At 62.8% G+C, this 26567-nt stretch carries 19 protein-coding genes; 7 read left to right on the top strand and 12 right to left on the bottom strand.

The features are described 5' to 3' along the window. Nucleotides 1-16: 16 nt before the first annotated feature. Both lgt and HU749_RS02150 read left to right on the top strand, forming a co-directional pair. Nucleotides 17-826: a prolipoprotein diacylglyceryl transferase gene (gene lgt, locus HU749_RS02155; protein WP_046065244.1), complete on the top strand. Its 810-nt coding sequence runs from the start codon at nucleotides 17-19 to the stop codon at nucleotides 824-826. A 50-nt stretch (nucleotides 827-876) separates the two neighbouring features. After that, complete coding sequence (locus HU749_RS02150; protein WP_186651463.1) at nucleotides 877-1848, top strand: thymidylate synthase; 972 nt, start codon at nucleotides 877-879, stop codon at nucleotides 1846-1848. Nucleotides 1849-1892: 44 nt separating this feature from the next. On the opposite strand, the gene cadR is transcribed toward HU749_RS02150, so the two are convergent. Next, complete coding sequence (cadR, locus tag HU749_RS02145) at nucleotides 1893-2339, bottom strand: Cd(II)/Pb(II)-responsive transcriptional regulator (RefSeq protein ID WP_003196623.1); 447 nt, start codon at nucleotides 2337-2339, stop codon at nucleotides 1893-1895. A gap of 86 nt (nucleotides 2340-2425) precedes the next feature. On the opposite strand from cadR, the gene HU749_RS02140 reads away from it, so the two are divergent. Continuing rightward, entirely contained in the window at nucleotides 2426-4645 is a 2220-nt protein-coding gene (locus tag HU749_RS02140; RefSeq protein WP_186651465.1) for a heavy metal translocating P-type ATPase, read from the top strand. Nucleotides 4646-4686: 41 nt separating this feature from the next. On the opposite strand, the gene HU749_RS02135 is transcribed toward HU749_RS02140, so the two are convergent. Genes HU749_RS02135 through HU749_RS02125 form a run of 3 tightly spaced genes read right to left on the bottom strand, consistent with a single transcriptional unit; the run spans nucleotide 4687 to nucleotide 9895 of the window. Continuing rightward, entirely contained in the window at nucleotides 4687-7734 is a 3048-nt protein-coding gene (locus HU749_RS02135; protein WP_095963006.1) for an efflux RND transporter permease subunit, read from the bottom strand. Further along, nucleotides 7731-8795, bottom strand: a complete 1065-nt coding sequence (locus HU749_RS02130; protein WP_186651469.1) for an efflux RND transporter periplasmic adaptor subunit — start codon at nucleotides 8793-8795, stop codon at nucleotides 7731-7733. The genes HU749_RS02135 and HU749_RS02130 overlap by 4 nt, the downstream gene beginning before the upstream one ends. Next, nucleotides 8792-9895 carry an efflux RND transporter periplasmic adaptor subunit gene (locus tag HU749_RS02125; RefSeq protein WP_186651471.1) on the bottom strand — a complete coding sequence of 368 codons (1104 nt, stop codon included), beginning with the start codon at nucleotides 9893-9895 and terminating at the stop codon, nucleotides 8792-8794. The genes HU749_RS02130 and HU749_RS02125 overlap by 4 nt, the downstream gene beginning before the upstream one ends. Before the next feature lie 139 nt (nucleotides 9896-10034). Here HU749_RS02125 and HU749_RS02120 point away from each other — a divergent pair, with 139 nt between their 5' ends. Both HU749_RS02120 and HU749_RS02115 read left to right on the top strand, forming a co-directional pair. After that, nucleotides 10035-11195 (top strand): AAA family ATPase, encoded by a 1161-nt coding sequence (locus tag HU749_RS02120; protein ID WP_046065239.1) that lies wholly within the window; start codon nucleotides 10035-10037, stop codon nucleotides 11193-11195. Nucleotides 11196-11436: 241 nt separating this feature from the next. Beyond that, nucleotides 11437-12384: an IS110 family RNA-guided transposase gene (locus HU749_RS02115; protein WP_186652570.1), complete on the top strand. Its 948-nt coding sequence runs from the start codon at nucleotides 11437-11439 to the stop codon at nucleotides 12382-12384. Nucleotides 12385-12480: 96 nt separating this feature from the next. On the opposite strand, the gene HU749_RS02110 is transcribed toward HU749_RS02115, so the two are convergent. The 4 genes from HU749_RS02110 to HU749_RS02095 form a co-directional block, all read right to left on the bottom strand. Continuing rightward, nucleotides 12481-13263: a MetQ/NlpA family ABC transporter substrate-binding protein gene (locus tag HU749_RS02110; protein ID WP_003196610.1), complete on the bottom strand. Its 783-nt coding sequence runs from the start codon at nucleotides 13261-13263 to the stop codon at nucleotides 12481-12483. A gap of 189 nt (nucleotides 13264-13452) precedes the next feature. Then, complete coding sequence (locus tag HU749_RS02105) at nucleotides 13453-14388, bottom strand: sigma 54-interacting transcriptional regulator (protein ID WP_186652550.1); 936 nt, start codon at nucleotides 14386-14388, stop codon at nucleotides 13453-13455. Nucleotides 14389-14434: 46 nt separating this feature from the next. Continuing rightward, the gene (locus tag HU749_RS02100) at nucleotides 14435-15016 is read right to left on the bottom strand and encodes an alpha/beta hydrolase (protein WP_003196600.1); all 582 of its coding nucleotides are present in this window, start codon (nucleotides 15014-15016) and stop codon (nucleotides 14435-14437) included. 124 nt (nucleotides 15017-15140) lie between these two features. Continuing rightward, nucleotides 15141-15386 carry a DUF2789 domain-containing protein gene (locus tag HU749_RS02095; RefSeq protein WP_079301497.1) on the bottom strand — a complete coding sequence of 82 codons (246 nt, stop codon included), beginning with the start codon at nucleotides 15384-15386 and terminating at the stop codon, nucleotides 15141-15143. A gap of 147 nt (nucleotides 15387-15533) precedes the next feature. Here HU749_RS02095 and HU749_RS02090 point away from each other — a divergent pair, with 147 nt between their 5' ends. Continuing rightward, a complete protein-coding gene (locus HU749_RS02090) occupies nucleotides 15534-16058 on the top strand; it encodes an NfeD family protein (protein ID WP_046065235.1) in 525 nt (174 codons plus the stop codon). A 1-nt stretch (nucleotide 16059) separates the two neighbouring features. Then, the gene (locus tag HU749_RS02085; protein ID WP_003196596.1) at nucleotides 16060-16821 is read left to right on the top strand and encodes a slipin family protein; all 762 of its coding nucleotides are present in this window, start codon (nucleotides 16060-16062) and stop codon (nucleotides 16819-16821) included. A gap of 123 nt (nucleotides 16822-16944) precedes the next feature. Here the strand turns inward: HU749_RS02085 and HU749_RS02080 are convergent, their stop codons facing one another. From HU749_RS02080 to HU749_RS02065, 4 genes are read right to left on the bottom strand one after another with little or no spacing between them, the layout of a single operon-like run. Beyond that, nucleotides 16945-17886: a sulfotransferase family protein gene (locus HU749_RS02080; RefSeq protein WP_186652551.1), complete on the bottom strand. Its 942-nt coding sequence runs from the start codon at nucleotides 17884-17886 to the stop codon at nucleotides 16945-16947. Continuing rightward, a complete protein-coding gene (locus HU749_RS02075) occupies nucleotides 17874-18659 on the bottom strand; it encodes an aspartyl/asparaginyl beta-hydroxylase domain-containing protein (protein WP_186652552.1) in 786 nt (261 codons plus the stop codon). The genes HU749_RS02080 and HU749_RS02075 overlap by 13 nt, the downstream gene beginning before the upstream one ends. Before the next feature lie 12 nt (nucleotides 18660-18671). Continuing rightward, nucleotides 18672-20186 (bottom strand): TolC family protein, encoded by a 1515-nt coding sequence (locus HU749_RS02070; RefSeq protein WP_014335984.1) that lies wholly within the window; start codon nucleotides 20184-20186, stop codon nucleotides 18672-18674. Nucleotides 20187-20226: 40 nt separating this feature from the next. After that, a complete protein-coding gene (locus HU749_RS02065) occupies nucleotides 20227-26547 on the bottom strand; it encodes an Ig-like domain-containing protein (RefSeq protein WP_186652553.1) in 6321 nt (2106 codons plus the stop codon). Between the last annotated feature and the right edge of the window lie 20 nt (nucleotides 26548-26567).

The following is a 26567-nucleotide window of genomic DNA, read 5'->3' as shown; positions in this document are numbered from 1 at the left end:
TTTACGAGGAATATCAATGCTGCCTTACCCGCAGATCGATCCGGTAGCCCTGGCCATCGGCCCGCTGAAAATCCACTGGTACGGCCTGATGTACCTGATCGGCATCGGCGGCGCCTGGTTGCTGGCGTCGCGCCGGCTCAACCGTTTCGACCCGACCTGGAACAAGGAAAAACTTTCCGACCTGGTGTTCTGGCTGTCCATGGGGGTGATCGTCGGCGGACGCCTGGGCTATGTGCTGTTCTACGACCTGAGCGCCTATGTGGCCAACCCGACGCTGATCTTCGAAGTCTGGAAGGGCGGCATGTCGTTCCACGGTGGGTTCATCGGCGTGATGCTGGCGGCGTTGTGGTTCGGCAAGCGCAACAACAAGTCGTTTTTCGAGCTGATGGACTTCGTCGCGCCGATGGTGCCGATCGGCCTGGGCGCAGGGCGCATCGGCAACTTCATCAATGCCGAGTTGTGGGGCAAGCCGACCGACGTGCCGTGGGCGATGATCTTCCCGCCGTTCAGCGACCCGGCGCAGTTGCCGCGCCACCCGTCGCAGCTTTATCAGTTTGCCCTCGAAGGCGTGGCACTGTTCCTGATTCTCTGGCTGTTCTCGCGCAAGCCTCGGCCAACCATGGCGGTGTCGGGCATGTTCGCGCTGTTCTACGGAATCTTCCGTTTCATCGTTGAATTCGTCCGCGTACCGGACGCCCAGCTCGGCTATCTGGCGTGGAACTGGCTGACCATGGGCCAGGTGCTGTGCCTGCCGATGATCATCGGCGGCCTGGCGCTGATCTGGCTGGCTTATCATCGTGCGCCGGCTGCGGCGGCCAAGGTTTAAAATTCGAACCCCCGGGGCGTTGGTCCCGGGTTCAAGGACACAGGTAATCCATGAAGCAATATCTCGATCTGGTGGCCCACGTCATCAAGAACGGCACCAAGCAAGCCAACCGCACCGGTGTGAACACCATCAGCTTCCCCGGCGCCATGCTGCGCTATGACTTGAAAGACGGTTTCCCGGCCATCACCACCCGCAAAATGGCATTCAAATCGGCCATCGGCGAGATGTGCGGCTTCCTGCGCGGCGTGAACAACGCCGCCGAATTCCGTGCCCTGGGCTGCAAGGTCTGGGACCAGAACGCCAACGAAAACGCCCAGTGGCTGGCCAACCCGTTCCGCCGGGGCGAAGACGACCTGGGCGAGATCTACGGCGTGCAATGGCGCAAATGGCCGGCCTACAAACAGATCCCCTTGAGCAACCCGGCCGCCATCGAGCAGACACTGGCCCAGGGTTACCGGCAGATCGCCGAGGGCGAAGAAAACGGCCAGGCCTACGTGGTGCTGTACAAGGCCATCGACCAGGTTCGCCAGTGCGTCGACACCATCATCAAGGACCCGGGCAGCCGACGCATCCTGTTCCACGGCTGGAACTGCGCCCAGCTCGATGAAATGGCCCTGCCGCCGTGCCATCTGCTCTACCAGTTCCACCCGAATGTCGAGACCAGGGAAATCTCCCTGACCCTCTACATCCGCTCCAACGACCTGGGCCTGGGCACGCCGTTCAACCTCACCGAAGGCGCCGCGCTGCTGAGCCTGATCGGTCGCCTGACCGGCTACACGCCGCGCTGGTTCACCTATTTCATCGGCGATGCCCACGTCTACGAAAACCACTTGGACATGCTCAACGAACAGCTCACGCGCGAGCCGTTCCCGATGCCCAAGCTGGTGATTTCCGAGCGTGTGCCGGAGTTTGCCAAGACCGGCGTGTACCAGCCCGAGTGGCTGGAGTTGGTGGAACCGAGCGACTTCTCCCTCGAAGGCTACCAGCACCACGCGCCGATGACCGCGCCGATGGCGGTCTAGAAGAATCCCACCATCCCCCTGTGTGCGGGCCTGTGGGCAAGGGCTCAATGCCCATGACTACGCCCCACATGGGAATGCTCCACCTCCGGCGCCACCGCCCCGCTCACTTCCAACCGCTGCAAGATCCCGCATTGATCCAGGTCCGGCCCTTCGCCACAACGATGGCGCAGGTCGATCAGTTGCGTCTGCAGGGCCAGCAGGCCGTCGATGCGGGCCTTGACGTGTTGGATGTGTTCGTCGATCAGCGCATTGACGCTTTCGCACTGGTCCTGGGGGCTGTCACGCAGGGCCAGGAGGCTGCGGATTTCTTCCAGGGTCATGTCCAGGGTGCGGCAGTTGCGGATGAACGTCAGCCGCTCGGCATGGGCCTGGGTGTAGACGCGGTAATTGCCGTCGCTACGGGCCGGCTCCGGCAGCAAGCCTTCGCGCTCGTAGTAACGGATGGTTTCGACCTGGCAGTCGGTGATTTTCGCCAGTTCTCCGATCTTCATGGTACGGCCTCCCAAATAGGTGCTTGACCCTATAGTGGCTACAGGGTCTTTACTGCGCAACAGGCACTTTTCACGGACGTCACCCGATGAGCGATTCCCTTCACATCCACAAACCCGACCACGGCCATGACCACGGGCATTCCTGCTGCGCATCGAAAGCAGCCCCGTCGCAGGTCATCCTCGGCAAAACGCCGACGGACGGTGCGCGGCTGAGCAGTTTCCGCATCGAAGCCATGGACTGCCCCACCGAACAGACGCTGATCCAGAACAAGCTCGGCAAGCTCGAAGGCGTGCAGCAACTGGATTTCAACCTGATCAACCGCGTGCTGGGCGTGACCCACGATTTGCCTAGCGACGCGCCGATCATCAAGGCCATCGAATCCTTAGGGATGCAGGCCGAGCCGATGACCCCGGGCCAAGAGAAAGCCACCCCTGACTTGCCCGCCCCGGCCAAGCCCTGGTGGCCGCTGGCGCTGTCCGGCGTGACGGCACTGGGTGCCGAGTTGATCCACTTCACCAACGCCGCGCCGAACTGGGTGGTCGCGCTGGTGGCGTTGGTGTCGATCCTCAGCGGCGGCCTGAGTACCTACAAGAAGGGCTGGATCGCCCTGAAAAACCGCAACTTGAACATCAACGCGCTGATGAGCATCGCCGTGACCGGCGCCGTGTTGATCGGCCAATGGCCGGAAGCGGCGATGGTGATGTTCCTGTTCACCGTGGCCGAGCTGATCGAAGCCAAATCCCTCGACCGCGCGCGCAACGCCATCAGCGGCCTGATGCAGATGGCCCCGCAACAGGCCACCGTGCAACAGACCGATGGCAGCTGGCAGGTGCAAGACGTAAAAGTCATCGCCCTCGGTGCGCGGGTACGGGTTCGCCCGGGCGAAAGGGTTGGCCTGGACGGCGACGTGGTCGCCGGTCGTTCGACCATTGACCAGGCACCGATTACCGGCGAGAGCCTGCCGGTGGAAAAAACCATCGGCGACAAGGTGTTTGCCGGCACCATCAACCAGGCCGGCGAACTGGAATACACCGTGACTGCGGCGGCCGATCACTCCACCCTGGCGCGGATCATCCACGCCGTGGAACAGGCCCAGGGCTCCCGCGCGCCGACCCAGCGCTTCGTCGACCAGTTCTCGAAAATCTACACCCCGGCGGTGTTTGTCCTGGCCTTGGCCGTGGCCATCATCCCACCGCTGCTCATGGGCGCGGCGTGGTTCGACTGGATCTACCGAGCGCTGGTGCTGCTGGTGGTCGCTTGCCCGTGCGCACTGGTGATTTCCACCCCCGTGACCATCGTTAGCGGCCTCGCCGCCGCTGCGCGCAAAGGCATCCTGGTCAAGGGCGGCGTGTACCTGGAGGGAGGCTACAAGCTCGACTACCTGGCCCTGGACAAGACCGGCACGCTCACCCACGGCAAGCCGGTGCAAACCGACTATGTGGCGCTGGACCCGAGCGTGGAAACCACCGCTCCGGCCCTGGCCGCCAGCCTTGCCGCCCGCTCCGACCACCCGGTTTCCCGGGCGATTGCCAACGCGGCTGTGGATAAGCAACTGGCACAGCAGGTTGTGGATAACTTCGAGGCGCTTGCCGGGCGCGGCGTGCGCGGCGACATCGGCGGGCAGACTTATCACCTGGGCAATCACCGCCTCGTGGAAGACCTCGGCCTGTGCTCCCCCGAACTGGAAGAGAAACTCTTCGCCTTGGAAAAACAAGGCAAGTCCGTGGTGCTGCTGCTCGACGCTACAGGCCCCTTGGCGCTGTTTGCCGTGGCCGACACCGTGAAGGACTCCAGCCGCGAAGCCATCCGGCAACTGCATGACCTGGGCATCAAGACCTTGATGCTCACCGGCGACAACGCCCACACCGCCGACGCGATTGCTGCGCAGGTGGGCATGGACCAGGCCCGAGGCGACCTGTTGCCCGAAGACAAGCTGCAAGCCATCGAAGCGTTGTACACCCAGGGTCACCGCGTCGGCATGGTCGGCGACGGCATCAACGACGCCCCGGCCCTGGCCCGTTCGGAAATCGGTTTCGCCATGGCGGCGGCCGGCACCGACACGGCCATCGAAACCGCCGATGTCGCCTTGATGGACGATGATCTGCGCAAGATCCCGGCTTTCATTCGCCTGTCGCGGCAGACTTCAAGCATCCTGAAACAGAACATTGCCTTGGCGTTGGTGATCAAGGCGATCTTTCTCGGGTTCACCTTCGCCGGGTTCGCCACCATGTGGATGGCGGTGTTCGCCGACATGGGGGTGAGTTTGCTGGTGGTGTTCAATGGGCTGCGGTTGTTGCGCAAGTAAAGTTTGCGGTGACCGGGAGGGCCTCATGATTTAACGCCAACTCAATCGCGCTTGGGCTCGCGGATCTTGTACCAGGCCACATACAGCGCCGGCAGGAACAGCAGCGTCAGCAGGGTGGCGATGATGATCCCGCCGATCATCGCGTAGGCCATCGGCCCCCAGAACACTTCCCGGGCAATCGGGATCATCCCCAGGCTCGCCGCAGCCGCCGTGAGCAGGATCGGTCGGCGCCGGTGTTCGGTAGCTTGCACCACCGCATCCCAGGGCTCGTAGCCGTCACGTTCGTATTCATCGATCTGGGTCACCAGGATCACCGAGTTACGGATGATGATGCCAATCAACGCGAGGATCCCGAGGATCGCCACGAAGCCCATGGGCGTGCCCGTCGGCACCAGCGCCAGCACCACGCCGATCAATCCGAGAGGCGCGACGCTCGCCACCAGGAACAGTTTCTGCACGCTGTGCAGCTGGATCATCAGGAAGGTCGCCATCAAGAACAGCATCAGCGGCACGACACTGGCAATCGGCCCTTGGGCCTTGCTGCTCTCCTCCACCGTACCGCCCGTGGCGACCTTGTAGCCCACTGGCAGGCCGGCGGCGAACTTGTCGATCTCCGGTTGCAGTTGCTTGACCAGGTCGGTGGGTTGGATCTCGTCGCGCACCGCGGCCTTGATGGTGATGGTCGGCTTGCGGTCACGACGCCACACCAAGGGCTGTTCCAGTTCATAGCGCACCGTGGCAAACGCCAGCAACGGAATCGAGGTGCCGCCCGGGGTGACGATTTGCAGGTTCTGCAGGGTTTCCGGCGAACCACGCTCGGCATCTTCGGCACGGCCGACCACGTCGATCAGGTAGATATCGTCGTTGACCTGGGTCACGGGCGAGCCGCTGACGATGCTGTTCATCAGCCTGGCCACATCATCGGAAGACAGGCCCAACTGCCGCGCCTTGTCCTGGGCGATGTCGATGCGCAGCACCTTGCCCGGTTCGTTCCAGTCGTAAATGATCTCGCCAATGTGCGAGTTCTTGTCCAGCTCGGTGGCCAGTTCGATCGCATGCTTGCGCACCTGGTCGATGTCCTTGCCGCTGACCCGGTACTGGATCGGCCTTCCCACCGGCGGGCCCATTTCCAGGGCCTGCACGTAGCTGCCAATCCCGACGAAATCCTCACGCAGACGCTTTTGCAGGCGCTCGGTGAGGGCCGTGCGCGACTCCAGGCCCTTGCTGACGATCACCAGTTGCGCGTAGTACGGGTTCTGCAGTTGCTGGTCCAGCGGCAGGTAAAAACGAATCGCGCCTTCGCCGATGTAGCTGCTCCAGCGCTCGATGTCCGGGTCGCCCTTGAGGGTCGCTTCCAGGCGATCGACCGCCCGGCGGGTCTCGTCCATCGAGGCGTTTTGCGGCAGGTTGAGGTCCACCAGGATTTCCGGCCGGTCCGAGGATGGGAAGAACTGGTTCTGCACGAAGCGCATGCAAAACACCGACAGCACGAACAGCAGCACGGTGATGCCAATGGCCCACCAGCGATTGCGCATCGCCCACAGCAGGCCGCCGTTGAATGCCAGGCCGATCCGCCCCGGCTCGGCGCTGTGGGGTTTCACGTTGGTGCTGAGGATGTGCACGCCGATCACCGGGGCAAACAACACCGCGACGATCCATGACACCAGCATCGCCACGGCGATGACCGCGAACAGGGTGAAGGTGTACTCACCGGCGGAACTGGCGTTCAGGCCGATGGGCACGAAACCGGCTACGGTTACCAGGGTCCCGGTGAGCATCGGGAACGCCGTCGAGGTGTAGGCGAACGTCGCTGCCTGGTCCTTGGTGTCACCTTTTTCCAGGCGCGTGACCATCATTTCCACGGTGATCATCGCGTCGTCCACCAGCAGGCCGAGGGCGATGATCAACGCGCCAAGGGAAATCCGCTGCATGGTGATGCCGCTGTACTCCATGAACAGGAAAACCATCGCCAGCACCAGTGGAATCGAGCAGGCCACCACCAGCCCGGCCCTGACACCGAGGCTGACGAAGCTGACGACCAGGACGATGATCACCGCCTCGAACAAGGCGCTGGTAAAGCCGCCGACCGCCTCCTCCACCACTTCGGCCTGGTCCGAGACGGTATGCACGCCAACGCCCACCGGCAGGTCGGCGGTCAGCTCGCTCATGCGCGCATGCAACGCCTTGCCGAAGTCCTGAATGTTGCCGCCCTTCTTCATTGCGATGGCGAGGCCGATGGCCGGTGTACCGTTGAAACGAAACATCGGCGTGGCAGGGTCGACGTAACCGCGGCTGATATCGGCGATGTCGGCCAGTCGATAGAAGCGGTCGTTGAGCCGCAGGTTGACGTTGGCCAGGTCCTTTTCCGACTGGAACTGCCCGGACGTGCGCACGGAAATCCGCTCCGGCCCGGCGTCGATGACCCCAGCCGGGGTCACGGCGTTCTGGGTCTGCAGGCTTTGCACGACTTGGCGCTGGTCGATCCCCAGGGCGGCAAGTTTGCGTGTGGAGAAATTCAGGTAGAGCACTTCGTCCTGCTCGCCCACCATCTCGACCTTGCCCAGGCCCGGTACGTCACGGATCTCGGCGCGCACCTGTTCCACGTAGTCGCGCAACTGGCGCATCGACAGACCGTCGCCGGTAAAGGCGTACACCGAACCGTAGACATCGCCGAACTCATCGTTGAAGCCAGGCCCTTGCAAGCCGTCAGGGAAATCGCCGCGAATGTCGTTGATCTTCTTGCGCACCTGGTACCAGATCTCGGGAATTTCCTTGGCCCCGGTGGTGTCGAGCAGGTACACGAACACCGTCGATTCTCCCGGTCGGGTGTAGCTTTTGACGTAGTCGAGGGAATCGAGCTCTTCGAGTTTTTTCTCGATGCGATCGGTGACCTGCCTGAGGGTTTCCTCTTGGGTCGCGCCAGGCCAACGGGTCTGGATAACCATGGTCTTGATGGTGAACGATGGGTCTTCTTCGCGCCCCAGGTTCATGTACGAAAACACGCCCATCAGCAATGCCACGAACATCAGGTACCAGACGAACGACTGATGCCGCAGGGCCCATTCGGACAGATTGAAAGGCCCTTTCATCGTGCGTCCTCGTCGAGTTTCACTTTCTGCCCCGGCTGGAGACTGTTCACCCCAGCGCTGACCACGCGATCGCCGGCCTTGATGCCGTTGGCCACCAACACCGAGTTGGCCGAACGTTCGAGAATCCGTACGTCACGGGGCGAGACGGTCTGGGTTTGCGGGTCGACCAGCCAGATGCGCGCCTTGCCGTCGATCTCCTGCAGCGCGCTCAGTGGCAGCTCGATGCGTGGTTCGATGGTCGAGCTCAGGGTCACGCTGATGGCCGTGCCCAGGCGAAAACCTGGCGGTGTGTCGGTCAGTGTCAGGCGCGCGCGGCGGGTGCGGGTCGCGCTCTGGGCCTGGGGTTCGATCTCGCGCACGATGGCGGTGGTGTGGATGTTCGGGTCCAATTGCGCGGCAACCTCGAACACCACGTCCGTGGGCAGGCGCTCGACCAGCCCGGCCGGCAGGTCGATCACTGCTTCCTTGATGTCCGGGCGGGCCAGGGTCACCACTTGCTGGCCGGCGGTGACCACCTGCCCGGCTTCGGCACTCCAGGCGGTGACGACGGCGTCGTGGTCGGTGTGCAGCGCGCTGTAGTTGAGCTGGTCGCGGGACTGCTCCACCGAGGCCTTGGCCTGTTCGAGAGAGGCGCCAGTGGTTTTCAGGTCGGTCTGGGCGATGTCCAGTTGCGCCTGGGCGCCGACGCCACGGTCGAACAATTGCTGCTGGCGCCGGGCATTGGCCTGGGCATTGATGTACTGCGCCTCGATCCGCGCCAGATCGCCCTGGGCGGCGCGCAACTGGTTTTGCTGGTCGGTAGGGTCGAGCGTGGCGAGCAGGTCGCCCTTCTTCACTTGCGCACCGACATCGACATTGCGGCTGGCGATGCGTCCTGGCACGCGGAAACCCACATTGCTCTCATAGCGCGCCTGGATATTGCCAGCGAACCGCCCGAGTGCCTGCTGGTCGAGGGCCCGGACTTCAACGGACAACACCGGACGCACCGGTTCGGGCGGCGCTTCTTCCTTGGAGCAGGCGGCCAGCAAGAGGGCGGCAGAGACCATCCACAAACGCTTCATGGTTGCCCCCCCTGCGTGGTTTTTCCAGCGGTGTTTTCAGCGATCTCGACGCGTACGCCGGGATGCAACAATTGCCCACCGGCGATGATGATTTTCTCACCGCCCTTGAGCCCATCGCTAATGATGACCTTGCCGGTCAGGTAGCGGCCGACCGTCACCGTTTGCAACTGCGCCTTGCCCTCGCCGTCCACCAGCCAAACGGCCGGGTCACTGAGGTTTTTGGTCAGGGCCGACCAAGGCAGCTCGAAGGCGGTCTTGCCGGCGGACTTGGCCGTGGCACTGACCACCGAGCCCAGGCGCATGCCTTCGGGCAGATCATTGAGGGTGACCTTGACCTGCACGGTGCCGGTCTGGGCAGACACCGCCGGGGTGATTTCGCGCACCGTACCGGTGGTCTTGATCGCGGGGTTATCCAACAAACTGATGGTGATTGCAGGGTCCGAAGGCGGTTCGCTCAACAGCGATTCGTAGATATTGAACACGGCGTCGCGCTCGCCGTCCCGGGCCAGACTGAAGATCGGTTCCGTGGCCTGCACCACCTGGCCGACTTCCGCCTGGCGCGCGGTGATGATGCCCGGGGCCTCGGCAATCAGTGCGGTGTAGCTCAGTTGTTCGCGGGCGTTGGCCAGTTGGGCCTGGGCGGCGCTCAATGCACTCTGGCTGCTGCGCAGTTGGGCCTGGGCCGTGTCGTATTCACTTTGGCTGGTGTAGCCCTTGGGCAGGAGTTTCTGCTGGCGCACGAACGCCGCCGCACTCTGCTTGACCCGCGCCTGCTCGGCGGCCACCTGGGCCTCGGCGGAGTCGACGTTGGTCTGCAGGTCTCGGGGATCGAGCCGGGCCAGTACTTGCCGGGCCGAGACCCGGTCGCCGACATCGACCTTGCGCCCGATGATCTTGCCGCCCACGCGAAACGACAGGTCGGCCTGCACCCGCGCCTGGACATCGCCAGTCAGGGTCACCGAGGCGGCATATTCGCTGGGCACGGCTTGCTGCACAAAAACCCGTGGCAGGGCTTTTTCCGCAGGCTTCTCATCACCGCATCCGGCCAGCAGCACGCAGAGGCCCAGGCCTACTACCAGTTTGATTCGGGGACCAGCCATGCAGACTCCTTTGCGCTGTACGGACGTACCAGTGACGATACGACTGTGAGCTTAGAACAGGGTTCAACGAATACAACAGGAGCGCAAATCAGGCAAACTGATCGCCTCCTTATGGACCCCCAGCAGCAGGAGTCTGCTCATGCTCAAGACCCTGGCGGTGGCCAATTACCGCTCCATCAACAAGCTGGTAATCCCCCTGGGCCGGCTGAACCTGATCACCGGTCCCAATGGCAGCGGCAAGTCCAATCTGTACCGCGCCCTGCGCCTGTTGGCAGAGACGGCCCAGGGCGGGGTGGTCAACGCCCTGGCCCGCGAAGGCGGACTGGACTCGACCTTCTGGGCCGGGCCGGAAGAAATCAGCCGCCGCATGCGTAACGGCGAGGTGCCGGTCCAGGCGGTTGTGCGCCAGGGCACCAAGCGCCTGCGCCTGGGCTTCGCCGGTGAAGACTTCAGCTATTCGATCGCCCTGGGCTTGCCGGAACCCAGTCTTTCAGCGTTTTCACTGGACCCTGAAATCAAGCGCGAATGCATCTGGGCCGGCCCGGTGTTTCGGCCGGCCAGCCTGCTGGTGGACCGCAACGGGCCGATGATCCGTGCCCGCGAAGGCCGCTCCTGGGATGTACTGGCCCAGCACACGCCGACCTTCGACAGCCTGTTCGACCAGGTCGGCAGCCTGCGCACTTCGCCGGAGGTTTTGCAGATGCGCGAGTTCATTCGTCGCTGGCGTTTCTACGATCATTTTCGCAGCGATGCCGACGCCCCGGTGCGCCAACCGCAACTGGGTACCCGCACACCGGTGCTGCATCACGACGGACGCGACCTCGCCGCCGCGTTGCAGACCATCCTTGAAATCGGTGACGTCGAGGCTTTGCATACCGCCATCGGCGACGCGTTCCCCGGTGCCCACCTGCGCATCGAGAAACTGCAAGGCGGACGTTTCGCCATCGCGTTTCAACAGCACGGCCTGCTGCGGCCGCTGTCCGCCGCCGAACTGTCGGACGGGACCTTGCGCTATCTGTTGCTGGTGGCCGCCCTGCTCACACCACGACCGCCCTCGCTGATGGTGCTCAACGAACCGGAAACCAGCCTGCACCCGGATCTGTTGCCGGCCTTGGCGCGGCTGATCATCCGGGCTTCAGTCAATTGCCAGGTCTGGGTGGTATCCCACGCCACGCGCCTGATCGCCGCCCTGGAGCAGGATGAGCAGTGCAATTGCATCGTGCTGGAAAAGGAGCTTGGGCAGACCGGGATTGTCGGGCAGCGGGTGCTGGATGAACCGGCGTGGCATTGGCCGGATTAATCAGCGCCTGATCAACCGAATCGCGAGCAAGCTCGCTTGTATGGTAGGACTTGAAGGGAGGAGGAGGGACAAAGCTCGATTCTGACTGTTAGCCGCAGTACAGACCGTGGGAGATTTCACCCCTCCTCCTTTCACCCAAGCGCCGATAAAGAATGCATCTGGCCTAGACCGACGATAGGAACAAGCCTGCGCCTCTGGGTGAACCCTTCAAGTGTTCAAACCTTAGCCCGGAGGATTTTCAATGGCAATGCCGGTTTCTGTCGCAAAGCCGATCGTGGGTGTTGATGTCGCCAAAGATGAGTTGGTGATTTATCACGCAGAAACAGATCGACTGGAAGCGATCCCCAACACCAAAGCAGCGATCAAGAAGTGGCTCAAGGAATTGCCCGCGCCAGTGGATGTCGCCATCGAAGCCACCAATATCTATCATCAGGAATTCGCCGACCTGGCTTATGCGCAAGGCTGTGTGATCTACATGATCGGCGGCTACGAGCTCAGTCATTACCGCAAAGGTGTGAAAGTTCGCGCTAAAACCGATGCGCTGGATGCTCGGTTGTTGGCTCGCTACTTGAACAACGAAGGCCACCAGTTGCACCCGTGGACCCCGCCATCGCCACTGTATTGCCGGCTTATAAGCCTTTTCCGGCGCCGGGCAGCTTTGGTTCAGGCGCGCGTCAGCCTCAAGCAAAGCTGGTCAAACGAACCGTTGCTCAAAAAGGCCTTTGAGAACCAGATAAAGGCCATGCAACGACTGGAGATCTTGCTCGAGAAAACAATCCAGACGCAGTTGGAAGCCGCTGGCTTGGGCGCTCAGCTCAAGCGTTGTATGAAAGTCGAAGGCATTGGCCTGTTGAACGGTGCCCGTTTGCTCACGTCGTTTCAGCGTGGGGATTTCAGAAATGCCGATGCCTTCATCGCTTTTCTGGGCCTAGACCTGCGTATATCGGACTCAGGGAAAAAGAAGGGACGCCGCTGCCTGTCTAAGCGAGGTGACCCAGAGGCCCGTCGATTGATGCATAACGCCGCGATGTCGGCGAGGCGCACAGCGGCATGGAAGGGTTTTTATGAGGCATTGAGGGCCCGGGGACTCAGCACAACCGAAGCATTAGTGGCACTGGCCCGCAAGCTTGCCCGAGTAGTATTCGCCCTGCTGAAGAACCAGAGCGAATACTTACCGAAGGGCATTTAAGGGGTAGCCCTGCACCATAGAATCTCCCACAATAAAAAACGCCGACGCTGTCTCAGCCGTCGGCGTTTGAAACCGTGAAAGGATATATCCCGCGAATCAGAACGCCGGCAGTACCGCGCCGCTGTATTTCTTCTCGATGAACGCCTTCACTTCAGGGCTGGTCAGGGCCTTGGCCAGTTTCTGGATGGCCGGGCTGTCCTTGTTGTCCGGACGGGCCACCAGGAAGTTGACGTAAGGCGAGTCCGCGCCTTCGATCACCAGTGCATCCTTGGCCGGGTTAAGGCCCGCTTCCAGGGCATAGTTGGTGTTGATCAGGTCCAGATCGACCTGGTCCAGCACGCGCGGCAGCATGGCCGATTCCAGTTCCTTGAACTTGAAGTTGTGCGGGTTCTTCGCGATATCTTTCGGGGTTGCCAACGCATTTTTCGGGTCTTTCAACTCGATCAGACCCGCCTTCTGCAGCAGGATCAAGGCACGGCCGCTGTTGCTACCTTCGTTGGGCAACGCGATGGTTGCGCCGTTTGGCAGATCAGCCAATTTTTTGTACTTCTTCGAGTAGCCACCGAATGGTTCGACGTGAACGCCGATCACGGTCACCAGATGGGTGCCTTTGCCTTCGTTGAAGTTCGTCAGGTACGGCAGGGTTTGGAAGTAGTTGGCGTCCAGGCGCTTCTGATCAACCTGCACGTTGGGTTGGACGTAGTCGGTGAAGACCTTGATTTCCAGGTCCACGCCTTCTTTGGCCAGGGCCGGCTTGATCAGCTCGAGGATTTCAGCGTGGGGCACCGGGGTGGCCGCCACGACCAGTTTCTCCGCGGCCTGGGCCAGGCCAGAGGCCAGGGCTGCCGCCAATGCGGTGAACAACAGAACCTTTTTCATGCAGTGTCCTTATCGAAAATCACGGTCGTCATGGACGACGGCCAAATGTGGAGTGCCAGTGAAGTGCTATCGCTGGCGTGATGCGGACAATACCGATATTTTTTATTCCTTAACAATATCTTTTCTTCAAGTTCATATTCATTTTACTCATATAGAAAATCCCGCTTTTTGTGGCGAGGGAGTCCTGATCTATAGCGTTTGCTCCAGTCGATTGAGCAGCGCCTTGAGGGCTATGCGCTCGGCTTGCGAACCCTGTGCAATGACGTGCGCCACCTGCTGATCAATCAGCTCCAGGGCTGAAGGTTGGGGCGGCAGATTCAAGTGCTCCGGCAAAATCTCATCCCCCGTGCTCACCAGCAACGCGAAGTGAATGACGTTTTCCAGCTCGCGGGTGTTGCCCGGCCAACTGTGCTGTTCAAGGGCTTGCTGCGCCGCGTCACTGATCAGCGGCACGCTGAGGCCGAGTCGCTGGCTGTAGATGCCCAGGAAATATTCGGCCAGGGACAGGATGTCGCCTACCCGCTCGCGCAGGGCCGGCAGTTCCAGTTGGCCTTCGCTCAAGTAGTGGTAGAGCCGTTCGTGGAATTTCCCGGCCGTCACCGCTTGCGCCAGGTCGATGCTGGTCGCTGCCACCAGGCGAACATCCACCGGGCTGGGCTGATGCGCACCCACACGGGTGACTTCATGGTTTTCCAGGGCCGCCAGCAATTTGATCTGGATCGGCAGCGGCAGATCACCAATCTCATCCAAGTAGAGGGTGCCGCCATTGGCCGAACCAAACCAACCGGCCCGGCTGCTGGCAGAACCGCTATAGCTGCCGGCGGCATAACCGAACAGTTCGGCGTCGGCATAGGTCGGGCTGATCGCGCCGCAGTTGACCGAGACAAACAACCCGCCGCGCTCACTTTCACGGTGGATATGCCGGGCCAGCAATTCCTTGCCGCTACCGGTTTCACCGCGTATCAGCACCGAGACCGCACGGGGCGCCAGTTGCTCCAATGCCTGGCGCAATTGCCGCGAACGAGGGTCGACGAACACCAGCGCCTTGGCGCGAATGCTCAGGAGGCTTTTTTCCGCATCGGGAAAGGTCAGCAAGGGCTGACCGAAGGTTTCATGCAAACTCATGGCAGGCTCCCGCCCCAGACCGCCGGGAGACGGGGGGCGCTAAAATTCAGGCGCGGCGCAGGGCGTGATGCTCCATGCGGTTTTGCAGACGATAGAGGTAAGCGAAACCCTGCTCCCAGCGCTGGTGGCCGGACTTCACGTTGATATGCCCCGCTCCCGCCAGGATCCCGGCCTCGGCGCCCCAGTTGCGCGCCAGCTCCAGGGCGCGCGGGGCACTCACGGCGGCGTCGTTGTCGGAGCTGACCACTTGGCTTGGGAACGGCAACAGATCAGTGGGAATCGGCGCGAAGTTGCGCAGCGCCGGGGCGCAGGCCGGCCGTTCGACATCCGCCGGCGCCACCAGCAACGCCCCACGCACCTGCCGCAGAAACTGCACAGGCGCGGTGGCGGCCCAATGGGCCACCGTGATGCAACCCAGGCTATGGGCAATCAGGATCACTGGTGTGCTGTCGGCGGCCACGGCCTCGGCCAGCGCCGCGACCCAGTCTTCACGTCGAGGCGTGACCCAGTCGGCCTGCTCGACCCTGGCACTGTTGGGCAGGCTGTTCTGCCAGTGGGTTTGCCAATGATTTTCCGGCGATCCTTGCCAGCCCGGCACAATCAGGTAGCGAATCGATTCGTTGCGCATGGGTGCTCTCCTGCGTGTCTGTTCCCGGAGGAGTATAGGGAGGAGAGCTATATTATTTAAGGAATAAGAAGCTATTTATTAATAACCATAAAGAATAATAGTTTATCCCCACAGGTCTTGTGCATCACTCGCTACGCCCCTTGCGCAACAACACATCCAACTGGTCTATCACTTCCGCCCAGTCCGCATCTTCGAGGATCTCGTCGCGCAGCATTTGCCGCTGGCCCTCATTCCAGAAGTACGCATCAGCCAAGTGAAGTTCAGGCTTGAGAGGGGAATGAGTCGCGATGAATTTGTCGATATCAACGGCGGCATCAGACAGGCCCAATTGTTTGAACAGCGCGGGCAGGCTGTGGATCGGGGATTCCATGGGAGGCTCCTGAGGATAAGACGGGTGATTGGGTGCTTTCCCGCAGTCTAGCCCTGAATGACCGCCAGACTGATCAAAATTCAATCAACCCACGACTCGACTAGACTTTGAATAACGTCCCGACGAATACACGTTGCGGAGGGTCCTGTGAACATTCACTGGTTGACGGTTGCGCTGCTGGCGATCAGCGGGCCTGCGTTCGGCGCCGATGGCCTCGTGCTGCCAGGCACCGATCCCCTGGGTTTCTGGCTGGTTGCCGTTGGCGTGGCCTTGCTGGTCTTCGAGGCGGCCCTGCCCAATTATGGCGTCGCGGGGCTGGGTGGGATTGTCCTGTGTGTGATTGGCGCGGTCATCCTGACCAACGCCGATGTACCGGCTCCGCTGATGCTCGGCCTGGGCCTGGTCAGTGCCGTGCTGCTGATCGTCCTGTTGGTCCGTGCGTTGAAAACACGACCGCGCCAACCGGTCAGCGGTGATGCCGCGCTGTTGGGCAGCGTCACGACGGTGACCGCGTTGCAGGCCGGCAATCATCATCATGGCTGGGTCCAGTTGGAAGGCGAACGCTGGCAGGTGGCAAGCGCGACGCCGCTGCGGTCTGGGCAAGCGGTGCGTGTCATCACCCGCAAGGGTTTGCTGCTGGAAGTGGCCCCCGCTGATTCGCAAGGAGTCTGAGATGGGTATGCAAATCGGTTTTACGATGCTGTTGTTGCTGTTGATCGCGTTGGCGGCTTCGACATTCCGGATCCTGCGTGAATACGAACGGGCGGTGGTGTTCCAGCTCGGTCGGTTCTGGCAGGTCAAGGGGCCTGGGTTGATCCTGCTGATCCCAGTGGTTCAGCAGATGATCCGCGTCGACCTGCGCACCATTGTCCTCGATGTACCGCCCCAGGACGTGATCACCCGCGACAACGTCTCGGTGAAGGTCAACGCGGTGCTGTATTTCCGCGTTCTCGATCCACAGAAAGCCATCATCCAGGTCGAAAATTTCCTCATGGCCACCAGCCAACTGGCCCAGACCACCTTGCGCGCGGTCCTCGGTAAGCATGACCTGGACCAACTGCTGGCCGAGCGCGAGCAATTGAACGGCGACATCCAGCAGGTGCTCGACGCCCAGACCGACGCCTGGGGCATCAAGGTGGCGAACGTCGAGATCAAGCACGTGGACCTCAACGAATCGATGATCCGCGCCATCGCCCGCCAAGCCGAAGCCGAGCGGGAACGCCGGGCCAAGGTAATCCACGCCGAAGGCGAGCTGCAAGCCTCGGAAAAACTCATGCAGGCCGCCGAAATGCTCGGCCGCCAGCCAGGTGCCATGCAGTTGCGCTACATGCAGACACTGGGCTCGATTGCCGGGGATAAAAGCTCCACCATCGTCTTCCCCTTGCCGATTGAATTGCTCAAGGGGATGGCGGAGTTGTCGCCCAACAAGGCTTGATCCGCGGAGCGAGCATTTCCCTGTGGCGAGGGAGCTTGCTCCCGCTCGGTTGCGCAGCAACCGCAAAAGCTTGGGGCCGCTGCGCAGCCCAGCGGGAGCAAGCTCCCTCGCCACAAAAGCGTGTTACAGCGGCAATGACTTCAACGCGTCATAAGGCCCCTGCGCCCAGCGCAGCACCCGTTCACGCAACAACGCCGAAGCCTCCCGGCGCTTGTCCTCGCTGTCGCCTACAAACGCTTGCGCCGGCTGCTTGGCATGCTGCCCCACTGCCGCGAACACTTGCCTGCCTTGCTCCTCATCGAGCCGGAAAAACACCGCCAGCCGGCCCGCCATCGCCTCGGGCAGTTCGGTGTAGTTGACCGCCATTGCACCCAATACCTGACAGTGTTCCAAACCCGTCGCCAACAACCGCCCCACCCGGCGCGAGATGAAATCTTCCGGGCTACTGAAGGGCAAATCATCGTCCAGGACACTCGCCCCGATCATCCCCGGCACCATGTGCATGCCGGGACGCCGCAGGTGGGAGACGGCGATTTCCAAGGGGTCGCGGTACAGGAACAGCCAGGGCGTGTCGGGAAAACATTCTCGCAACAGCGCCAGCTCACCGATGTTCCAGGCGTCGAGCTTGACCACCAGCCGTTGCTCCACGCCTCGGCGGCGCTGCCCATAGGCCGACATCAAGCCCTTGAGCGCCACGCACCGCTCGGGCGACGGCAAATCACTGCGCAGCAACGTATCCAGGGGCGGTGGTTCCGAGATGACGATGTGATCGTCCAATTGGGCAAGCATCTGGCTGATCAAGGTCGAGCCGCAACGGGAGGCATGGAAAATGAACGCACTGGGCGCCAGGCCCGGGCTTTGTCGTTGCCACTGACCGAGCACGTCCAAGGGTGTCTGGCGGCGGAACGCCTGGTTGAAGGGCAAGCGCAGGGCGTCTTCCACGGCGTCGCCGAAGAATGGCTGCGACAGTCGCGCGTCGCCAAACCAGCACCAATCGACCCGCCATTGCCCGACCTCTTGCCACACGCGGATCGGCAGCCAGCCGTGCAGGTTCAGGTCTTCCACTGGTCTCTCCACTGCTGGCGACCGTTGCGCATGGCGGCCCGCAATTCTTCCCGGGTGAAATGAAGCCCTTGTTCGGCCCCCAGCGCCAGGGCGGAGTCAATGAAAGCGTCCAGCTCATGCAGGTTCTGCAAGGTTCGGGCGAGATGAGGATCCCTTTCAACGTACTGCTGAAAACGGACAAAGTCGCTTGGCCCGCCCCCCCCGGCGGGTGTGGTCGGCAGACCATCGGCAATCTGCTGGGCCAGCCACGGCCCGGGACGACAATCGAGTACCAGATGAACCCGCGAATGAGCACTTCGATTCACAACCCGATGAGGCCGCGCCAGGTCGAGGAACCAGCACTCGCCCGCCGCCATCGGAATGATTTGCCCATCCAGGAAGAAGTCCACGCCAGGCGAACTGAGCAACGGCACGTGCAGGCGCAGGTCAGCGTCCGGCCCGCCCAGGTCATAGTCGCGATGTTCGTGGATGCACCCGCCGGGCCCGAGCCGCAGCAGCCGGGCCGAGACGATCTCCAGGGGCCATTCGCGCAACGCTTCATGCCAGCGGCCATCCGTCGACCAAGGCGCGCGGTGCAGCGGCTGGCCGTACCCGGGCGACAGCTCGGTGACGGCATCGGCCGCTGAAATCAGCGCCACACCGCTCCAGTCGCCGCTGTAATAGGCACTGTTGAAATGCCCCTGCCAACGCTCGTCTTCAATGGCCGCCAGTGCCTGTAACAGCAACGGCAGGTTCACCGCCACCGGTAGCCGGGAAAACGCCGGGCGCGTCATGCCAGCGCCCGGTTATTGAGTCACCGCGGCCGTCGTCGGCACCGTGATATCGCCCTGGGCCCAGGCCGCTTCGCGGTTGGCCAGCGCCGTGGCGATCGACTGGACTTCGGTCGATTGCACTTCGTTTGGCAGCGGATCGAGACCGGCACTGGCAAAAATCTGCCCGTAAGCGTTGCGCAGGTCGGCGTAGGCCAGGTCCCGGCGCAGATCGGCCTGCAGGGTGTTCAGTTCGCCCTGAATCAGGTCCAGCTCACCGATGCCGGCAGCCTGGTGACGGCTGCGCAGCTGACCGACAATCTGCCCGTCGATGTCTGACAGTTGCTGGCTGGTCTTGAACTGGCGCAGCGCTTCGCGATAGTTGGCATTGGCGACGTACAACTGCGCCAGCACAGCAATCGACATCGCCTGGCGCCGCGCCGACGCCACCTCTTCACCGGCCTTGGCCACGTCGATGGCCGCCGGGGCGGAAATCACGTTGAACAGGTTCCAGGTGACTTTCACGCCATAGTCGGCCCAGCCCTGCTCCACCAGGAACGAGTTGCTGTCGTAATGCCCGCCGGCGGAAAACTCCAGCCCCGGCAGCAGGCGCAGCATGGCTTTGCGGGTTTCGGCGGCGGTGATGCGGGTCTGGTAATCCTGCTCGCGCAGTTCCGGACGGCTGGCCAGGGCTTCCTGTTCGAGACGGGCCAGGTCGACCTTGAGTTCCGGGATGGTGAATTCATCCTGGGTCGCCAGGGTCAGCTCGGTACCCAAGGGCAGGTTGATCAAGGTCGCCAGTTCGGTCTTGGCCAGGGACAGCGCCCGGCGCTGCTCTTCCAGCTGGCGGGTGGCCTGGATCAGCGAGCGCTGGTAACCCAAGGCCTGCACCGGGTCACCGATGCGCTGTTCGCTCATGCTCTGGCTGCTGTCACGCGCCGCCTCGACCCGGACCATCAGGCTGTCGATCTGCTTGAGCAGGCGCTCGGCTGCCATGGCGCGCCAGTAGGCCGAACGCACATCCTGGACGATGGTGTTGATCACCTTGCGCCGACGCTCCTGCACGATCAACCGCTGGTCCCCGGCCTGCTTGGCGCTGATGTAGCTGACGCCGAAATCGAGCACGTTCCAGACCATGGTCAGGTCCGCCACCTCGCGGTCGCGATCCTGGGAGGTCGACGGTTCCAGGGACTGGGTACCGGTTTCCACGCTCTGGCTGCTTGAGGCGTTGACGTTGTTACGACCCACATAACCGGCGTCCAGGGCCATGCGCGGCAGCATGTCGAAACTGGCCAGGTCCAGCTGACGCTTGGCCAGGGCTTCCTCCATGATCTTCAAGCGGCCTTCGAGGTTGTACTTCACTGCCCGGGCCATGGCCTGGTGCAGGGTCAGCGGGCCGCTGAGCGGCTCCTGATCCTTGTACATATTCTGCAGGTCGGTTCGAGCGCGCTGTTCGCTGACGCTACGCTCGATCGGATCGCTGGTGACCGCACATCCACTCACCACCAACGCCAGCACACTCATACCGAATAACTTCTGACTTCTATTCATTCCCTGGATTGCCCCTGGCTGCCCCAATATTTTTTAGAGTTCAGGCCTGCACTTGGCTGATGCCGACCTGTCGTAACGCGGTTGCCAGGCTATCGACCTGACGTTGTTCAGTGTCCTTGAGCTGTTGCAGCTGCTGACCCAGGGTGGGTGCCCCGAACATCCCGCGCAGCCCTTGGGACACATCGCCGCCCTGCATCGACTGGCTGCCGAAGGCCTCCATCGACTCGCCCTCGGAAGTGGAGTCCTGGCCGAACAGGGTCGAAAGCGTGCTGCTGCCGAACACCCCGCCATCGCCCCCACCAAAGCCCAGGAACCCCTGGCCACTGCCATCGCCGGCGGCGTCACTGCTGAAGACCTGGGCGATATAGCTCGGCGCCAGTGCGCCATGGTTGATGAAAATATCCCCAATCGGCCGCAGGTCCCCGCCCACGTCCCGTTGCTCGAACAGCGGTGGGAAGCCCAGCGGCGAGCCCAGGTTGCCGGTCGGCGGGGTAAAGACGATCGGTTGCAGCGGCACCTCGGACGGCGGGATAACCGTGACCGGGTCGGAAGTCAGGAACTCCGGTGGCGGCTTCACATCGTTGGGCACCACGGTGTCGATCGCATAGTTGTTGGACACCGCCACGCTGGCCCCGGCGTTGCCAGTCAGGTCGCTGACGTTGCTGGTGTCCAGGGCAATGAAGTTGCTCGGGTCGGTGAGGTTTACCGTCGGTGTAAACGTTGCGGTCCAGGTCTTGCCGCCATCGCTGGTGGTCAGGTTGCTCAGTTCACCGTTGGTGACGCTGAGGTCCGACAGGTCAAAATCCGTCACCGCTTCGCTGAAAGTGAAAGTCACCTGGGTCGTCTCGCCCACTGTCAGGTTCGGGTCAGCGACCACGATGGTTGCCGTCGGCCGGGTGGCATCGAGTGCATAGTTGGCGGAAATCGCGATGCCCACGCCGGCGTTGCCGGCCAGGTCCTGCACATTGCTGGCGTCGAGCAGGATCAGGTTGGTGGCATCGTTGACGCCGGCAGTCGGCGTCAGGGTCGCGGTCCAGGTCAGGCCGCCGTCACTGCTGGCAAGGTTGGACAACACGCCATTGGCGACACTGAGATCCGACAAGTCGAAACCGGACACCGCCTCGGTGAAGCTGATGGTCACGGTGGTGCTCTGGCCGATGCCCAGGCTGGTATCGCCCACGGTGATGGTGGCGCCAGGGCGAACCGTGTCGATCGCGTAGTTGTTGGAGTCCACCACACCGACACCGCTGTTGCCCGAGGCGTTGACCACACCGCTGGTGTCCAGGCTGATCAGGTTGCTGGTGTCGGTGATGCTGGCGCTCGGCGTGAACGTGGCCGTCCAGGTGACGCCGCCGTCGGTGGACGACACATTGCTGAGCGTGCCGTTGCTGATGGTCAAGTCGCTGTTGTCGAAACCGCTCACCGCTTCCGAGAACGTAATAGTGACCTGCGAGGTTTCCCCTATCTGCAGCGCACTGTCGGCCACCACGATCGTGGCCGTCGGTACCTGCGTCTCGACCACATAATTGGCCGAATCGGTGGTGCCTGTCCCGGTATTGCCGGCCGCATCGCTCACGCCGGTATTGTCCAGGGTGATCAGGTTGCTGGCGTCGGTCACACCCAGGGTCGGCGTGAAGGTCGCGGTCCAGGTCAGGCCGCCATCGCTGCTGCTGACGGCGCTCAGGGTGCCGTTGGCAACGCTCAGGTCCGCGTTGCTGAAACCGGTCACTGCCTCGCTGAAGGTGATGGTCACCTGCGCGGTTTCACCCGGTTTCAACACCGAATCGCTCAGCACGATGGTGGCGGTCGGACGTTCGGTGTCCAGCGCGTAGTTGTTGGAGTCGGTGCCGCCGACATTGAGGTTGCCCGCCAGGTCAACGATGCCACCACTGTTGAGCGAGATAACGTTGCTGGTGTCCGTGACGCCACCGGTCGGCGTGAAGGTCGCGGTCCAGGTGATGCCGCCGTCGCTGCTGCTCAGCCCGGAGATCACGCCGTTGGCGACCGTCAGATCAGCACTGGTGAACGCCGTCACCGCCTCGCTGAAGGTGATGGTCACCAGCGAGGTCTCGCCGGCGGCGATGGCGGTGTCGGCCACGACGATGGTCGCGGTTGGGCGCACCGTATCGACGGCGTAGTTGTTGGAATCGGTGGTGCCAACACCCGCGTTGCCCGCGCCGTTGATCAAGCCGGTGTTGTCCAGGGTGATCACGTTGCTGGTATCGGAAATGCTAACGCTCGGCGTGAATGTGGCCGTCCAGGTGACGCCACCGTCGGTGCTGCTCATGGTGCTGAGCGTACCGTTGCTGACGGTCAAGTCCGCGTTGTCGAACCCGCTGACCGCCGAGTTGAACGTCACGGTGACCACCGAGGTTTCGCCGATGCTCAACGTGGTATCGGCAATCACGATGGTCGCCGTCGGCACGTTGGTGTCGACCTGGTAGTTGTTGGAGTTGGTGGTGCCGCTGCCGGTGTTGCCCGCCCCATCGTTGACCCCGGTGTTGTTCAGGACAATGAGGTTGGACGTGTCGCTGACCCCGAGGGCCGGGGTGAAGGTGGCGGTCCAGGTGATGCCGCCATCACTGCTGCTGACCGCACTCAGCGTGCCGTTGGCGATGCTCAGGTCCGAATTGTCGAAGCCGCTGACCGCCTCGGAGAAGGTAATGGTCACCAGCGAGGTTTCGCCGACGCTCAGCGCCGTGTCGGCGACCACGATGGTGGCGGTCGGACGCAGGGTGTCGACGGCGTAGTTGTTGGAATCGGTGGTGCCGCTGCCGGTATTGCCCGCGCCGTCCACTACGCCCGTGTTATTGAGCGTGATCAGGTTGGTGGCATCGCTGACACCCGCGCTCGGTGTGAAGGTCGCGGTGTAGGTGATGTTGTCGCTGGTGCTCAGGCCGCTCAGGCTGCCGTTGGTGACGCTCAGGTCCGCCAGGGTAAAACCGGTCACCGCCTCGCTGAAGGTGATCGTCACCACCGATGTTTCGCCAATGGCGATGGCCGTGTCGGCGACCACGATGGTGGCGGTCGGACGTGCGGTGTCGATGGCGTAGTTATTGGAATCGGTGGTGCCACTGCCGGCGTTGCCCGCCGCGTCAGCCACGCCGGTGTTATCCAGGGTGATGAGGTTGCTGGTATCGCTGGTGCTGGCGCTTGGCGTGAGCGTCCCGGTCCAGGTAATGCCGCCGTCGCCGCTGCTCAGGCCAGTGACCGTGCCGTTCGCGACCGTCAGGTCGGCGGTGGTAAAGCCTGTCACCGCTTCGTTGAAAGTGATGGTCACCAGCGAGGTTTCGCCAACGCTCAGGGCATTATCGGCCACGACGATAGTCGCCGTCGGACGCTGGGTGTCGACCGCATAGTTGTTGGAGCTGGTGGTGCCGCTGCCGGTGTTGCCCGCCGCGTCCGCCACACCGGTATTGGCCAGGATGATCAGGTTGGTGGCATCGCTGACGCTTGCGCTCGGGGTGAGCGTCGCGGTCCAGGTGATACCGCCGTCGCTGCTGCTCAGGCCGCTCAAGGAGCCGTTGGCAACGGTCAGGTCCGCCAAGGTGAAACCCGTGACGGCCTCGCTGAAAGTGATCGTCACCAGCGAGGTTTCGCCGATGTTCAGCGCGGTATCGGCCACCACGATGGTCGCGGTCGGGCGCAGGGTATCGACGGCGTAGTTGTTGGAGTCGGTGGTGCCACTGCCGGCGTTTCCGGACAGGTCGGCAATGCCGGTGTTATCCAGAGTGATCAGGTTGCTGGTGTCAGTGATGCTGGCGCTCGGGGTAAGCGTCCCGGTCCAGGTGATACCTCCGTCGCTGCTGCTCAGGCCGGTGACCGTGCCATTGGCGACCGTCAGGTCGGCGGTGGTGAAACCACTCACGGCCTCGGTGAAGGTGATGGTCACCACGGAGGTTTCACCGACGCGCAGCGCGGTGTCAGACACCACGATGGTGGCGGTCGGGCGTTGCGTGTCGACGGCGTAGTTGTTGGAGTTGGTCGTCCCAACGCCTGCATTGCCATTGAGGTCCGCCACGCCCGTGTTATTCAGGACAATGAGATTGGAGGTATCGGTGATCGCCGCATCCGGTGTCAGCGTGGCCGTCCAGGTGATGCCACCGTCGCTGCTGCTCAGGCCGCTGAGGGTACCGTTGGCGACGGTCAGGTCGGCGGCGGTGAAACCGCTCACCGCTTCGCTGAAGGTGATGGTGACCGTCGAGGTTTCGCCAATCCTGAGGGCGGTGTCGCTCACCACGATGGACGCCGTGGGCGCCACGGTGTCGTTGACGATGTAGTTGTTCGAGTCGGTGGTGCCCACGCCGGCATTGCCGGCCAGGTCGGCCACGCCGGTATTGTTCAGGGTGATGATGTTGGTGGTGTCGGCGATGTCACTGGCCGCAGTCAACGTCCCCGTCCAGGTGATGCCACCGTCGCCACTGGTCAAGGTGCCGACGCTGCCGTTCTGCACCGTCAGGTCCGCCGCGGTAAGGCCGGTCACGGCTTCGGAGAAGGTGATGGTGACCGTCGATGTACCACCGGAGTTGAGGTTGGTATTGGCCACCACAACGGTCGCGGTGGGCGGCGTTTCGTCCGGCACATAGTTGGTGTTGATAGTACCGCCATCGCCGTAGACGTTGGCCACCGACGCCGGCGAAACACCCGCGGTGCCCGCACTCGTCCCACCCACGCCGCTGCCGCCGACGTTACCGGCCAGGGCGGCGAAGTTGGCAGCGGTGATAAGGATCGAACCTTTGTTCCAGATGGCACCGACACCGACACCGCCCGCACCACCTGCCTGGAGATAGCTACCGCCAGCCCCGCCGCCGCCACCGCCACCGCCGGCGCCGACGTTGTTGGAAATGGTCGAGTTGCCGATGATCCGCAGGGTCGCGCCGGTATCGTTGTAGATACCCCCCACCGCGCCGCCGCCAGCGCCGCCGATGTCGTCATAACCATCGCCACCGCCGCCACCGCCGATGGACAAGCCTCCGCTGGTGGCCGTGCCGCCGGCCGAACCGGTGCTGTAGCCTGGATAAGCCGCACCGCCCGCACCACCCGTGGTGGAACCGCCACGCCCGCCAATGTTGAAGAAGCCGCCGCCCGCACCACCTTGTCCGGCCGTGCCGTTGGAACCCGTGGAGTTGAGCGTGTCGCCGCCCTTGCCACCGGTACCGCCGGTGATCGCGCCACCGCCGCCACCGGCACCACCGGCGTACTGCGGCGTCACACCGCCGCCACCACCACCGCCCGAAGCGGCGTTCGCGGTCACCGTGACGTTTCGCAGGGTCAAGGTGCCGGCGTTGTAGATGCCGCCGCCCTGGGACACCAGCGCATCGTCGCCGCCATTACCACCGTTGCCTGCCACCATGCCCCGGGTGATCACCAGGCCATCGAGGGTGGCCGTGGTGCCGGACGTCACTTGCATGATCTGGGTGCGGTACTGACCGTCGAGGGTCACGTCGGCGACGTTGTCGTTATTGAGGTCGCCATCGATGGTGATGTTCTTGTCGACCACCAGCACCTGGGTCAGGGCGACGGTCATGCTGGTATTGAAAGTGACGATGTCGCCGTTCTGGGCAGAATCCAGAGCAGCGCGCAAAGAACCGATACCCGAATTGAGGTTGTTGGTGGCGGTCCAGGTGGCCAGGCCCCATTGGTACTCGCTCATGGCATTGGCCGAGAGCACGTTGGCGCTTTCGATGGTGCCGGTGGCGATTTCCAGGTTCCAGTCGCCGCCCAGGCCAGTGCGGTCGTCGGAGGCGGCCACGTCTCGGCCGGTGAGCTGCGCCAGCGAGTTGACCAGGCTCAGGCCACGGTCGCCCTCAGCGGTGTAGCAACCGTAGATCAGGATGTCGCCGCCAGCGTTCATGTCCTGGCCGATCTGTGCCAGCACTTCGCTGCGGGCCTGGACGTTGTCCGCCGACAGGTAGCTGTTGCCCAGCCACAAATCACCGGCGTTACCGTGGGCGATGATCTGCACTGAGCTAACGCCCTGGTGGGTGTCCAGGTAATCGGCGATCTGTTGCAAACCGTCTTTGGTGGCATCCAGTTGCACCACATCGGTACCAGGAGCCACACCTTGTAGAAGGCTGCTGGCATCCTTGACCCGGGAGTCGACGAACACCACAGACTTGCCTGGGACGGCAGCCTCGGTGGCGTCAGCCTGACCCTGAGGCGCATGGTTGTCGGAAGGCTGGTCGGCCGTCGGCGCCTTCGCGGCATCAGCGGTCGGCTGCGCGTCCGGTTGCGCGGCGTCGGCCACGGTTGCCGCCACCGCGCCGTCGAATAGCATTCGCGGCTCCAGGGACATGATCATTGGCGATGCCAGGGCCTGTGCGCCCTCGGTTACCCGCGATTTGCCTTTGCTCCACCACATGACGATCACCTGGACTCGAA

It is taken from the genome of Pseudomonas ogarae, from assembly GCF_014268695.2.
GTDB lineage: Bacteria > Pseudomonadota > Gammaproteobacteria > Pseudomonadales > Pseudomonadaceae > Aquipseudomonas > Aquipseudomonas kilonensis.
The sequence above is the reverse complement of the archived record's forward strand: the minus strand, read 5'-3'. Positions and strand labels throughout refer to the sequence as shown.